Consider the following 13776-nt stretch of genomic DNA (forward strand, 5'->3'; position numbering starts at 1 on the left):
CGTTTCTCTATATCCATGCTTCCTGTTGGTTATTGCGAGCACCGGGTTATTTGCCTGATGGCAACTTGCCAAGTGCGCAAGGGATTGGCATAACAGCGCAATTCATAAGAACGCCACAAGGAAGTCCCCGATGCGCATGCTCCGCCGTATCATCAAACTTGTCCTGGCAATGGCGCTGATCCTGCTGGCCGTGGTGCTCTACTACGTCGCCTACCCCAACCTGCCGGCCTATGAAAAGCCCGAGCAGCTGCATTACCTCGACCAATGGAGCGAGGCGCAACGCCAGACCTACTACTACACGCCGCAAGGCACCCAGGTTAAGGGGCTGCGCTACGAGTGGTTCACGGCGCTGGAATTGCCCTTCGGCACGGACAAGTTCGCCCGCCCCGAATACCTGGCCCGATTCGGCTTTCTGATCGACCCGCAGCAACAGCCCACGGCGCTCAACCCCGGCAACCTGCCGGTCGGGTTCACCCGCCACCAGGATGACGAAAACGGCGAGCGCTTCCTCGATATCAGCTGCGCGGCGTGCCATACCGGTGAGCTGCGCTATCGTGGCCAGGCCGTGCGCATCGACGGTGGCGCGGCGCTGCACTCGCTGGCCTCGACAGTGCCAACCCTGCGTGGCGGCGGCTTTGGCCAGGCACTCGGCATGAGCATGGCCTTTACCTATTACAACCCGTTGAAGTTCCGCCGCTTCGCTCGCGAGGTACTCGGTGATCAGTATCCGCAAGGGCGTGATCGTTTGCGCGAGGACTTCAAACAGGTACTCGACACCCTGCTGTCAACTGCCGCCAACGACTGGCACCGTGGGCTCTACCCCACCGAAGAAGGCTTCGGCCGCACCGATGCCTTCGGGCGCATCGCCAATACCGTGTTCGGCGGCGCCATCGATCCGGCCAACTACCGCGTTGCCAATGGCCCTGTGAGCTATCCGCAGCTCTGGGATATCTGGAAGTTCGACTGGGTGCAGTGGAACGGCTCGGCCATGCAGCCGATGGCCCGCAACATCGGCGAAGCGCTGGGCGTGGGTGCCACTCTGCAGTTGCTCGATACCCACGGCCAACCCATTGCCGAGGCCGATCGCTATGCCTCCAGCGTTCGCCCGCAGGATCTCTACACCCTCGAAGAGACGCTCAAGCAACTCAAGCCGCCGCACTGGCCGGAACAGGTGCTGGGCAACATCGATCTGCCCCTGGCCAGCCGTGGCAAAGCCCTGTTCAAGGAAAACTGCGCCTACTGCCACGCGCCCGATCCCAAGCCGAAAGATCAGCGCCTGGCGCCCTCGCGCGATCCGGAGTGGCGCATGCATATCGTGCCGACCAGCGTGGTCGGCACCGACCCGACTACGGCCGACAACATCGCTGACCACCGTTTCGACATCAGCCGCCTGGGCTGGACCAAGGCCGAGTTGAGCCGGCTTGACGTCAAGCTATTCGGCGCCAGCCTCGACGACGTCGACTTCAAGAGCATCTCCAGTGCCAAAGGGTTGGCCTACATCACCGCCTACGTGGAGAACCGTGCCTATCAGGACGCCGGCATCCAGCCCCCTCAGCGTCAGCAGATGGATGGCTACGGTCTGCCCATCGGCGTGCGGGAGTTGCGCGGCTACAAGGCGCGCCCGCTGGACGGCATCTGGGCGACGCCCCCCTTCCTGCACAACGGCTCCGTACCGACGCTGTTCCAGTTGCTCTCGCCTGTCTACGAGCGGCAGAGCAGCTTCTGGGTCGGTAACTTCGAGTTCGATCCCAAGTTCGTTGGCTTCCAGACGGAAAAATTCCCGGGCGGCTTCTTCTTCGACACGAGCGTGACCGGCAATGGCAATGGCGGCCACGAGTTCCGTGACGGTTGCCGCCAGCAGGGCGTGATCGGCCGCGCTCTGGCGCCGGAAGAACGCTTCGCGCTGATCGAATACCTCAAGGTGCTGGGCAACGAACGCCTGGAGGCGCAGTTGGGCGAGGTTCCGGCTCGCTCATGGACACCGGGGCCGAGCTGTGAAGGCTGATACCTGCGACTCACGAAAACGATAAAAAGGAATGCGCGCATGTTGAAACGTTTCTGGCTCTGGCTCGGTCGCCTGATCGGCAAGCTCGTGTTCTTTTTCGCCGTGGTCGGCATGCTCGGCTGGGGCGCTGGCGAGGCCTACTACGCCTGGAAGTTTTCCGGCCCGGTGTCGAGCGAGGAACAGATCCCACCGAATGAAGCGGCGCTGACCCGCGCGATCATCGAGGATGCCGTGCGCGTGGTCGAACAGCACCGCGACAACACCCGTGTACTGCGTGATGCCCACGCCAAGGCTCACGGTTGCGTAAAGGGCGAGGTGCAGGTGCTCGATGATCTGGCCGCCGAGCTGCGCCAGGGCGTGTTCAGCGAACCGGGAAAAACCTGGCAAGCCTGGGTGCGCCTGTCCAACGGCAACGCCTACCCGCAGTTCGACAGTGCGCGCGACGCGCGCGGCATGGCGGTCAAGCTGCTCGACGTGCCTGGCGAAAAACTGATGCCGGGCGCCGCTCATGCAGGGGAACAGGACTTCGTGATGTTCAATCACCCGGTGTTCTTCGTCAGCGATGTGGCCGAATACCGCAGCAACTTCGCCGCCCAGGCCGACGGCAAGAAGGTGCTGGCCTTCTTCCCCAGCTGGGATCCGCGTACCTGGGAAATCCGTCACCTGATCATCGCTCTGAAGACTCTGGCGCCGGCACCGGAGACGCCCGTGGCGACCACCTACAACTCCATCGCGCCTTACAAGCTGGGCCCGCTCAACGTCAAATACCGTGTGGTACCAGCTCCGCAGAACTGCCCGCCCTACCAGTTGCCCGAGCAGAACACCGAGCTGCCGAACTTCCTGCGTAATGCGCTATACCAGCAACTCTCGCTGGATCGCGCTCCGGCGTGCTTCGAGCTGCAGGTGCAAACGCAGAATCCGCAGTACTACATGCCCATCGAAGACACCAGCGTGCAGTGGAGCGAAAAGATCTCGCCGTTCCAGACCGTGGCACGCATCACATTGCCACCTCAGGACTTCGATAGTCGGGAACAGAATCTCTTCTGCGACAATTTGTCCTTCAATCCCTGGCATGCACTTCCGGAACATCGCCCCATTGGCGGAATAAACCGTCTGCGCAAGGCCGTATATGAAGCGGTCAGTGCTTACCGCCATGAGCGCAACGCCGCCCCACAAGCGCAAGCCCCCGCAAGCTCTGGCCTGTAGCCCTGACGCGGCGAAAATGCGCGGGAACTTTTTATCCAAAAAGTTGCCTTTACCGCCGCGCCGAAGTTGTTCGGTGCGGCACTTTTACGCAGTTCTAAAACTTTTTCCGAAAGCATGTGACTTAACGCTTGTGTCAGCTCATCAACAGAACTGACAGGTCAGCTAATTAGCTGCCAGACCACCCTACAAGTTGTTGGGAACTATTCGGAGAAACCGACCCCATGAATGCACCGCTGCGTTTTAATGAAGCCCTGCTGATCGCCGATCGCGCCTTCCAACCCTTTCAATGCGTTGCCTGGTCGCCGCAAGATGGCACCGGCCTGGTGAGCATCAGCGTCATCGACCGCACCAACACCCGCGTACTCGGCCGCACCCAGCTGTCCAGCGCCACTTACAGCGACCCGCAACAACTGGCCAGTGCCCTGACCCACTCCCGCGAAGAACTGCGACGCAAGGGCTTCGACCTGGCTCCCTGGAGCATGCCCGAGTAAACCCTGCCGGGGCGCCATTCGGCGCCCCTAAAAAATTGGCAATATCTGTGGGCTTAATGTCCTTGTTGCCACGCCTGCCCCGGCGCACACTGCCTCCAATTTCCGCGGAGGCTCCAGATGGATGCGCTCAGAACCATTGCCTGCCTGATCTACCCCGACGTGATGAGCCTGGACGTCACGGGGCCGCTGCAGGTCTTCGCCTCCGCCAATGTCGAACGCCAGCGCCAGGGTCTCTCACCCTGCTACCGTCTGTGCCTGCTCGCCGAAGAGGCTGGCCCGGTCGCCACGTCCGCTGGTTTTCAACTCGTCGCCGACCACAGCTGGCGCACCTTCGACAGCACCACGCTGGACACCCTGCTGATTCCCGGCGGACTGGGCGAGGCCGCGCAATGCAGCAATCCGGCGCTATTGGCCTGGCTGTGTGACAGCGAACCGCATATCCGCCGCTTGGGCTCGGTCTGCTCCGGTGCGCTGATCCTCGCCGCCGCCGGCCTGCTCGATGGTCGCCGCGCCACCACCCATTGGGCAGATGCCGAGCGACTGGCGCAGCGGCACCCCAAGATCACCGTTCAGGCCGACTGCCTGCACACCTTCGACGCACAGGACGAGCAGCAGTCGCACCTCTTTACCTCGGCTGGAGTGACCGCCGGCATCGACCTTGCCCTCGCGCTGCTGGAAGCCGATCTGGGTCGACCGATGGCGTTGGCAGTCGCGCGCCGCCTGGTGCTATTCCTGCGCAGGCCAGGTGACCAGGCGCAGTTCAGCTCACTGCTGAGCCCGGAGCCCAGTCGCACCCCCAAGCTGGCCGCCCTGCTGGACTGGATTCCCGCCAATCTGGCAGCAGATCTTTCGCTTCAGCGCCTGGCCGAGCAGGCCTGCATGGCGCCACGCAGCCTGTCACGCGCCTTCGTCGACGAACTAGGCATGGGGCCTGGGCGTTATGTGGAACGTGTACGCCTGGAGGCCGCACGTCTGCTGCTGCATGACGCCCAGGCATCGATCGCCACGGTGGCACGCCTGACTGGCTTCGGGCACGCCGAGAATCTGCGACGCTGCTTTCACAAACACCTGGCCATCAGCCCTCAGGAATATCTGCAACGCTTCGGTCAACGCCACTAGGAAATCACTCATGCTCGAACTGCGCCCCAACTGCGAATGCTGTGATCGCGACCTACCTCCCGACAGCCTGGACGCGCGCATCTGCTCGTTCGAGTGCACTTTCTGCAGCGATTGCGCCGAACATCGGCTCGCTCAACACTGCCCCAACTGTGGTGGCGAGTTGCTGCGACGGCCGATCCGCCCGCTAGGTAAACTGGCCAACAACCCAGCCTCGACCACTCGCATCAACAGGGCCACGCCATGCTGAAATTCCTGAGCAAACTACGCGGCGATGGGGCAGCGTTGCCGCCTCGAGCGCCGGCTCGCCAGATCGCCCTGGCCTGGCTCGGCGGCTTTCTCGCCATCGGCAGCATCGCGCTCAGCGCCGACCTGCTGTCGGCCAGCCTGCTGCTGGGCTCCTTCGGCGCCTCGTGCGTGCTGGTGTTCGGTTTTCCTGATCTGCCCTTCTCGCAACCGCGCAACGTGCTGCTGGGGCATGTGTTGAGCAGCCTGGTCGGTCTGCTCTGCCTGCACCTGCTGGGGCCAGGGGTGTGGTCACTGGCGATTGCGGTGGGCAGCGCCATCGCCCTGATGATGTTCACCCGTAGCGTGCACCCACCAGCGGGCTCGAACCCGGTGATCATCTTCCTGACGCAACCAGGCTGGAACTTCCTGCTGTTCCCCACCCTGAGTGGTGCGCTGATCCTGATACTGGTGGCATTGCTGTACAACAACGCCACGCGCCCAGGGCGTTATCCCAAGTACTGGTGAACGCCGGCACAACGAAAAAAGGCGACCCAAGGGTCGCCTTTTTCGCACACGCAAGCCGTCAGTAGTAGGCGTTCTCGCGGTTACTGTGGTCGGTCACGTCACGCACGCCCTTGAGTTCAGGGATGCGCTCGAGCAGGGTCTTCTCAATGCCTTCCTTGAGGGTGTAGTCGGCCTGGCCACAGCCCTGGCAGCCGCCGCCGAAGCGCAGCACGGCGATGCCCTCTTCCACCACGTCGACCAGCGACACCTGGCCGCCATGGCTGGCCAGGCCCGGATTGATCTCGGTCTGCAGGTAGTAGTTGATACGCTCGTTGAGCGGGCTGTCTTCGTTGACCATCGGCACCTTGGCGTTCGGCGCCTTGATGGTCAGTTGCCCACCCATGCGGTCAGTCGCGTAATCGACTATGGCGTCTTCGAGAAACGGCTCGCTGACGGCGTCGATCCAGGCAGTGAAGCTGGCCAGACCATGCGGGGTATCCTCCGGCTTCTGCTCGCCCGGCTTGCAGTAGGCGATGCAGGTTTCCGCGTAAGGCGTACCCGGCTGGGTGATGAAGATACGAATGCCGATACCCGGAGTGTCCTGCTTGCTCAGCAGCTCGGCCAGGTAATCATGGGCGGCATCGGTAATGGTAATGGTGCTCATGGCAACTCCTCACGGTCATGCGGCGCAGTGTACGCCAAGTGACGCGATGATTATAGTCCTACTAAATTACTCAGGATAAGGCTGCAGCACTCGACGATCTGAACGCGCCTCGACCCAAGCCTTGGCACGAACGAAGAACCGCCGCTCGATCAACTCGTAACTGCCCCAGGCGGCCACTGCAATCAGCGGTATGCACGCAGCGATGACCAGCGCTGGCGCAAGATCCAGGCTGGCCTGCACGTACCAGCCCAGCGACAGGATGATCACGTGTAGCAGGTACACCGAGTAAGAACAGTCACCCATCCGCACCAGCAGGCGATTGTCCTTGAACCAGGGCTCCATGGCGATGCAGGCCGCGACGATCAATGCACTGGGAACGCCCCAATGCAGCAGGCGCATGGAGTTGTCGAAGTGGTAGAGGGTCAGCAACGAGCCGGCGATGACCAGCAACGGCAGCCAGAGGCCCTGACGAATCCAGCCACGGCTATAGAACACGCCCAGCAGCATGCCAAAAACGAATTCGTAGACGATGCTGTTGCGATAGAAATCGCTCATCCAGGGTTGAGTCGCCAGTCCCCCAAAGACCACCAGGGCGATGACGACGAACGCCAGGCGCAGGCGCTCAGTCAGCATGAATGTCAGGGCGAACAGCAGGTAGAAGAACATCTCGTAGTTCAGCGTCCAGCCCACATTGAGCGTTGGATAGAGGCCGAAGCCGCCAGGATTTTCGGCCGGAATGAACAACAGCGAAAGCAACAGATGGTACAGATCGAACGCCTGCACCGGCATCACCGGGTTGGCGAAGGCGATGATCGCGGCGGCGATCAGTGAGTACAGCCAATAGGCGGGAACGATGCGCAGCACACGGTTGAGCATGAAGCGCCAAGGCGTGATGGCCTTGCCCTGAGTGGAGAGATAGATCACCAGCCCGCTGATGACGAAAAAGATGTCGACGCCAACGGCGCCTCGCTCGGCGAACAGCCGCCCGATGAAACTGTCAGCCTGAAAATTGAAGAACACCTGCATGACATGGTGAAAGACCACGACCCAGGCTGCCAATGCGCGCAACGCCTGTACTGAAACCAGCATGGAAACGCCGTTCCCCCTCTCGTTGAAGTTGTCACGAGACTGCCTGCAAACAGGCAACCACAGCGTCCGACCGCGGTGGCTAGAGAAAGGTCGACGAAACCCGACGAGCGTCGGCAGCAGCACAACGCCACTGCCGACTGCCAATGACTTTACAGGTTCTCGTAGCGGTTCATGTCCAGCACGCCGGCTTCGATGGGCTGGGTTTCACGAATGCGCGCGTCCAGGTCATGGAAGTAGAACCAGAACTGCGGATGACTACGGCGAATGCCCCAGCGCTGCGTGATGGCTTCGAAGCCCTTGGCGTCGCTCACCTGCTGCATCTGGCCAACGAAATCCTCGACCTCGCTCGCCTTGAGGTTGAAGAGGAAGTTCGGGTAGCTGCTCAGCACCTCCGGGTAGACCGTCAGGGTGTCCAGGCCCGGCTGATAACGCAGTTCCTCACCCAGCATGAAGGCCACGTTGCTGTGCGCGCGGTTGCGCAGCAGGCTGTAGACCTCGCGCGAGCCATCGGGGAACTCGACCCGCACCATCGTCGCCTCGGGCATCTGTTCGATCACCTTGAGCCCCGCTGCCGGGCGACTGGCCAGGCGGCTGAGGCTCTGCTCGACATCGCGCTGCTCAGCCTTGAGCCCTTCACGGTAGCAGCGACCATTGCTGCAGCGGTTGATCGGATCAGGCCGCGCATCGAGGCTGGCATAGCGGCTAAGCAATTGGTCGGCGAAGCTGCGCTTGGCATCCGGGCCGGGCAGATACAGAGCGCTCGGGGTGCGATGGTCGACGTGAGTGTAGTCCAGCCACATCTTCAGCTTGCCGCTGTCCTGGTACCAATCGTCCAGGTAGGCCTGGCGCGATTCGGCGGGCAGCAGGCGGAGGAAGTTGACCTCGGCGCCATTACGGATCAGGTCGAAGTACAAGCGTGTCTGCGCCTGGTGGGAGACATTGCCGAACACATCGAAGTTGACCACCAGTTGGTAGTAGGTGCGTTCCAGCAAGGGATAGTCCAGCAGCCAGATGGTCTGCGGAATCTCGCCCAGCAGGCCTTTGCGCACCGAGGCGCTGTCGTGCTGGCGGAAGATCGACAACAGCGCGTTGTCGTTGCCCGTCCAGATCGTCGACCAGCCCGGCAGCGGTGCATCGGCATAGGTGTCGCGGCGTAGGTCTTCGTATTCGTTGCGCTTGTCGCGGTAATTGCGCCACAGCCCCAGCAAATCGCCGATATCGTCGAACTGCCCCGGCATCGCCAACAGCGGTGTGGCCTGCTCGCGATACTCGGCATTGGTGATGTAGAGGTCGTGGGCCGGATCCTGGAACAGTGCCCAGAAGTTGTCGCGAATCACGTCAGTGGCGATCTGACCACGGCACACGGGGCCACGGATGAAGGTACGCACGAAGTACTCGGCGTTATCCAGCATGAACTGGTAACGCGCCTGCGCCGGGATGGCCGCGAAGGTCTCGAACGGATTGGCGCGGCGCTGGGCGCCGTAACCCGGCACGGCATCGACCGTCCAGTCGCTGGCGAAGAACAGCTGACGTACGCGTTCGAGCTGCTTGCTGCCAATCGGGTAGGTGATGTGGGTCTTGTGCACGATCACACCCTGGATCGGCCACAGGCGGTAATAGAAGGTCGTACCGGGATCGTCATTGGGGCGGCGGGTGGCGATCGGGTCGATGGGCTGACCACTGGGTGTGCGCGAACGCACCATCTGGAAGAAATGACGCTGATCCCCGCCCTCGATGTACAGATGCGCGAGGAACAGGTGCTCGTAGATCCAGCGCGACACCAGGTTCTCGCGCGCGCCCGGTGCATTAAGGAAACGCTCCCACGCCTCCACCTGGCTGAGTTCGGCAGCCGTTGGCGTGATGGCCTGTTCTTGTACAGGAGCGCCCTGCTGCAGCCATTGGCTCAGGGTGGCGTATTCGCCATCGGTCAGCCCGGTCACGGCGAACGGCATGCCGCCGTGCGGGTTCTTGCTGGCGTACTCGGCGAACTCCCCCGGCAGCGGGCAGGTGTTGCTGCGGGTGATGGCGATATCCAGATCCTCCGGCAGCTTGGCGTTGGCCGGTAACGGATTGCTCCGCCCCAACTCCAACATGCGCGCGATCAGCGCGGCCTGGCCGCCCTGCGCATCGAGTACGGAATGGAAATCCCGCCGGCGCCAGGCCGCCTCGCCGTGCGCGTCATAGTAAAGGCGAGTGGTCGCCTGCGCCTCGGTACGCGTGCCGTCATACACCAGTTGCTTGCTGGCGCCCCGCAGTGCGCCTTCACCACTGCCCAGGTTGAGCTGGCAGGGTGCGTCGTAGCAGGTATGGCAGGCCACGCACTTCTGCGTGAGGATCGGCTGCACGTCATCGACATAGGAAATGGCGGCGGCGCGCACGCCCAGAGAAGCCAACAGCAGCGCGAAGGCGAGCAACAAGCGGGTGGGCATGGAATGGCATCCGGAATCGATGAGAGCGCAGATTCTACCGGTAACGACGTTCATTGATAGCGCGATACGTGCCACGAAGGCCCTGAAAGAGATTCACGCACCCGCCGAATTGCGCGCGCGCCCAGGTCACACGCTACCTGGCGCAGCCCCGCAATCCACTGCCCTGGCGACCTACCCCGCGAGCAACATGAATGAAATTCATGGAAACCCAGCATGCGTCCGAAAGCCCTGCATCCTTGCTATGATTTGCGCCCTTTTTCTCCAGGCCAGACAGGTTGCCCATGTCCACGCTCCCCGATCGCAGCGCCCGACTGCATGCCCTCCAACAAGCCCTCAAGGAACGCATCCTGATCCTCGATGGCGGCATGGGCACCATGATCCAGAGCTACAAGCTGGAAGAGGCCGACTATCGCGGCGCGCGTTTTGCCGACTGGCCGAGTGACGTCAAGGGCAACAACGACCTGCTGTTGCTGACTCAGCCGCAGATCATCGCCGAGATCGAGAAAGCCTACCTGGATGCCGGCGCCGATATCCTGGAAACCAACACTTTCAACGCCACCCGCGTGTCGCAGGCCGACTACGACATGGAGGAGCTGGTTTACGAGCTGAACGTCGCTGGCGCCCGCGTGGCCCGTGAAGTGGCAGACGCCAAGACCCTGGAAACCCCGGATCGCCCGCGTTTCGTAGCGGGCGTGCTTGGCCCGACCAGCCGCACCTGCTCGATCTCCCCGGACGTCAACGACCCTGGCTACCGCAACGTCACTTTCGACGAGTTGGTGGAGAACTACACCGAAGCCACTCGCGGCCTGATCGAAGGCGGCGCCGACCTGATCCTGATCGAAACCATCTTCGACACCTTGAACGCCAAGGCGGCGATCTTCGCCGTGCAGCAGGTGTTCGACGAGGACGGTGTCGAACTGCCGATCATGATCTCCGGCACCATCACCGACGCCTCCGGCCGCACCCTCTCGGGCCAGACCACCGAAGCGTTCTGGAACTCGGTGGCGCACGCCAAGCCGATTTCCGTGGGCTTGAACTGCGCCCTTGGCGCCGCCGACCTGCGTCCGTACCTGGAAGAGCTGTCGAATAAAGCCGGCACCCATGTGTCCGCCCACCCCAACGCCGGCCTGCCCAACGCCTTCGGTGAATACGACGAAACCCCGGCAGAAATGGCCGCAGTGGTCGAAGAATTCGCCGCCAGCGGCTTTCTCAACATCATCGGCGGCTGCTGCGGCACCACGCCGGGGCATATCCAGGCCATCGCCGAAGCGGTCGCCAAGTATCAGCCGCGCCCGATTCCGGAGATTCCCAAGGCCTGTCGCCTGTCCGGCCTGGAGCCGTTCACCATCGATCGTCAGTCGTTGTTCGTCAACGTCGGCGAGCGCACCAACATCACCGGCTCGGCCAAGTTCGCCCGGCTGATCCGCGAGGAGAACTACACCGAGGCCCTGGAAGTCGCCCTACAGCAGGTGGAAGCCGGCGCCCAGGTGATCGACATCAACATGGACGAGGGCATGCTCGACTCCAAGGCGGCCATGGTCAGGTTCCTCAACCTGATTGCCGGTGAGCCGGACATCTCCCGCGTGCCGATCATGATCGACTCCTCCAAGTGGGAAGTGATCGAGGCGGGCCTCAAGTGCATCCAGGGCAAGGGCATCGTCAACTCGATCTCCATGAAGGAAGGCGTCGAGCAGTTCAAGCACCACGCCAAGCTGTGCAAGCGCTATGGCGCCGCCGTGGTGGTGATGGCCTTCGACGAAGTCGGCCAGGCCGACACCGCCGCGCGCAAGAAGGAAATCTGCCAGCGCAGCTACGACATCCTGGTCAACGAAGTGGGCTTCCCGCCGGAAGACATCATCTTCGACCCGAACATCTTCGCCGTCGCCACCGGCATCGAGGAACACAACAACTACGCCGTCGACTTCATCGAAGCCTGCGCCTATATCCGCGACAACCTGCCGTTCGCCCTGTCCAGCGGCGGCGTGTCCAACGTGTCGTTCTCCTTCCGTGGCAACAACCCGGTGCGCGAAGCGATCCACTCGGTGTTCCTCTACTACGCGATCAAGAACGGCCTGACCATGGGCATCGTCAACGCCGGCCAGCTGGAAATCTACGACGAGATTCCCAAGGAGCTACGCGACGCGGTCGAGGACGTGGTGCTCAACCGTAACGACGGCGCTACCGAGGCGCTGCTGGCCATCGCCGACAAGTACAAGGGCGACGGCGCTGCCAAGGAAGTCGAGAACGAAGAGTGGCGCTCGCTGCCGGTCGACAAGCGCCTGGAGCACGCGCTGGTAAAAGGCATCACCGCCTTTATCGTCGAGGACACCGAGGAATGCCGCCAGCAATGCGCACGGCCCATCGAAGTGATCGAAGGCCCGCTGATGAGCGGCATGAACGTGGTCGGCGACCTGTTCGGTTCAGGCAAGATGTTCCTGCCCCAGGTGGTCAAGTCCGCCCGCGTGATGAAGCAGGCCGTGGCGCACCTGATTCCCTTCATCGAAGCCGAGAAAGGCGACAAGCCGGAAGCCAAGGGCAAGATCCTCATGGCTACCGTTAAAGGCGACGTGCACGACATCGGCAAGAATATCGTCGGTGTGGTGCTGGGCTGTAATGGCTACGACATCGTCGACCTGGGCGTGATGGTGCCGGCGGAGAAGATCCTGCAGACCGCCATCGCCGAGAAGTGCGACATCATCGGCCTGTCAGGGCTGATCACCCCGTCGCTTGACGAGATGGTGCACGTCGCCAAGGAAATGCAGCGCCAGGGTTTCCACCTGCCGTTGATGATCGGCGGCGCCACCACCTCCAAGGCACACACGGCGGTGAAGATCGAGCCGCAATACCAGAACGACGCCGTGGTTTACGTCACCGATGCCTCGCGCGCCGTGGGCGTGGCCACCCAGTTGCTGTCCAAGGAGTTGAAAGCCGACTTCGTGCAGAAGACCCGCGACGAGTACGTAGTAGTACGCGAACGCACCGCCGCCCGTGCCACCCGCACCGAGCGCCTGAGCTACGACAACGCGGTGGCCAACAAGCCGACCTTCGACTGGGCCGGCTACGTCGCGCCCAAGCCAAGCTTCACCGGCGCACAGGTGCTGGACGATATCGACCTCAACGTGCTGGCCGAGTACATCGACTGGACGCCGTTTTTCATCTCCTGGGATCTGGCTGGCAAGTACCCGCGCATTCTCACCGATGAGATCGTCGGCGAAGCGGCCACCAGCCTGTTCAACGACGCCCAGGCGATGCTGCGTAAGCTGATCGACGAGAAGCTGATCAAGGCCCGCGCCGTGTTCGGTTTCTGGCCGGCCAATCAGGTGCGTGACGACGACATCGAAGTCTACGGCGACAACGGCGAACAGCTCGCCACCCTGCACCACCTGCGCCAGCAGACCATCAAGCCGGACGGCAAGCCGAACCTGTCCCTGGCCGACTTCGTCGCGCCGAAAGACAGCGGCGTGACCGACTACGTGGGCGGTTTCATCACCACCGCCGGCATCGGTGCCGAGGAAGTGGCCAAGGCCTACGAGGCCAAGGGTGATGATTACAACTCGATCATGGTCAAGGCCCTGGCCGACCGCCTCGCCGAAGCCTGCGCCGAATGGCTGCACGAGCGTGTGCGCAAGGAGTACTGGGGTTATGCCACGGACGAGCAACTGGACAACGAGGCGCTGATCCGCGAGCAGTACAAGGGCATCCGCCCGGCTCCCGGCTACCCGGCCTGCCCGGATCACACCGAGAAAGGCACGCTGTTCAAACTGCTCGACCCCGAAGCGGACTACAACAAGGCGGGCCGCAGCGGCGTGTTCCTTACCGAGCACTACGCCATGTTCCCGGCGGCCGCCGTGTCCGGTTGGTACTTCGCCCACCCAGAGGCGCAGTATTTTGCCGTCGGCAAGGTCGACAAGGATCAGATCGAAAGCTACACAGCGCGCAAGGGCCAGGACATCGCCGTCAGCGAACGCTGGCTGGCGCCGAATCTCGGTTACGACGACTGATGCAAACGAGCCCGCGAAAGCGGGCTCTTTTCATTCATAGGCA

General features: G+C 62.4%; 10 protein-coding genes. 7 read left to right on the forward strand and 3 right to left on the reverse strand.

The features are described from left to right. The first annotated feature begins 130 nt into the window (after positions 1-130). From ACODS1_RS04505 to ACODS1_RS04530, 6 genes are all read left to right on the forward strand, one after another. A complete protein-coding gene (locus ACODS1_RS04505; RefSeq protein ID WP_489084708.1) occupies positions 131-2005 on the forward strand; it encodes a di-heme-cytochrome C peroxidase in 1875 nt (624 codons plus the stop codon). Positions 2006-2044: 39 nt separating this feature from the next. After that, positions 2045-3211, forward strand: coding sequence for a catalase family protein (locus ACODS1_RS04510; RefSeq protein WP_489084709.1), 1167 nt, complete (start codon positions 2045-2047; stop codon positions 3209-3211). 221 nt (positions 3212-3432) lie between these two features. Further along, complete coding sequence (locus tag ACODS1_RS04515; RefSeq protein ID WP_322977737.1) at positions 3433-3702, forward strand: hypothetical protein; 270 nt, start codon at positions 3433-3435, stop codon at positions 3700-3702. 117 nt (positions 3703-3819) lie between these two features. Continuing rightward, entirely contained in the window at positions 3820-4821 is a 1002-nt protein-coding gene (locus tag ACODS1_RS04520; RefSeq protein ID WP_489084710.1) for a GlxA family transcriptional regulator, read from the forward strand. Positions 4822-4831: 10 nt separating this feature from the next. Next, on the forward strand, positions 4832-5068 hold the full coding sequence (locus ACODS1_RS04525) for a DUF1272 domain-containing protein (RefSeq protein ID WP_489084711.1): 237 nt from the start codon (positions 4832-4834) through the stop codon (positions 5066-5068). Further along, positions 5062-5571 (forward strand): HPP family protein, encoded by a 510-nt coding sequence (locus ACODS1_RS04530; protein WP_489084712.1) that lies wholly within the window; start codon positions 5062-5064, stop codon positions 5569-5571. The genes ACODS1_RS04525 and ACODS1_RS04530 overlap by 7 nt, the downstream gene beginning before the upstream one ends. Before the next feature lie 58 nt (positions 5572-5629). On the opposite strand, the gene nfuA is transcribed toward ACODS1_RS04530, so the two are convergent. The 3 genes from nfuA to ACODS1_RS04545 all read right to left on the reverse strand — a co-directional run bounded on the left by nfuA (position 5630) and on the right by ACODS1_RS04545 (position 9732). Continuing rightward, a complete protein-coding gene (gene nfuA, locus ACODS1_RS04535) occupies positions 5630-6214 on the reverse strand; it encodes a Fe-S biogenesis protein NfuA (RefSeq protein WP_322977733.1) in 585 nt (194 codons plus the stop codon). Between the two features lie 66 nt (positions 6215-6280). Beyond that, positions 6281-7303, reverse strand: a complete 1023-nt coding sequence (locus ACODS1_RS04540) for an acyltransferase family protein (RefSeq protein WP_489084713.1) — start codon at positions 7301-7303, stop codon at positions 6281-6283. Between the two features lie 149 nt (positions 7304-7452). Continuing rightward, positions 7453-9732, reverse strand: coding sequence for a fatty acid cis/trans isomerase (locus ACODS1_RS04545; RefSeq protein WP_489084714.1), 2280 nt, complete (start codon positions 9730-9732; stop codon positions 7453-7455). Positions 9733-10013: 281 nt separating this feature from the next. On the opposite strand from ACODS1_RS04545, the gene metH reads away from it, so the two are divergent. Further along, positions 10014-13733 (forward strand): methionine synthase, encoded by a 3720-nt coding sequence (gene metH / locus ACODS1_RS04550; protein ID WP_489084715.1) that lies wholly within the window; start codon positions 10014-10016, stop codon positions 13731-13733. The last annotated feature ends 43 nt before the right edge of the window (positions 13734-13776 follow it).

It is taken from the genome of Pseudomonas sp. FG29, from assembly GCF_057809355.1.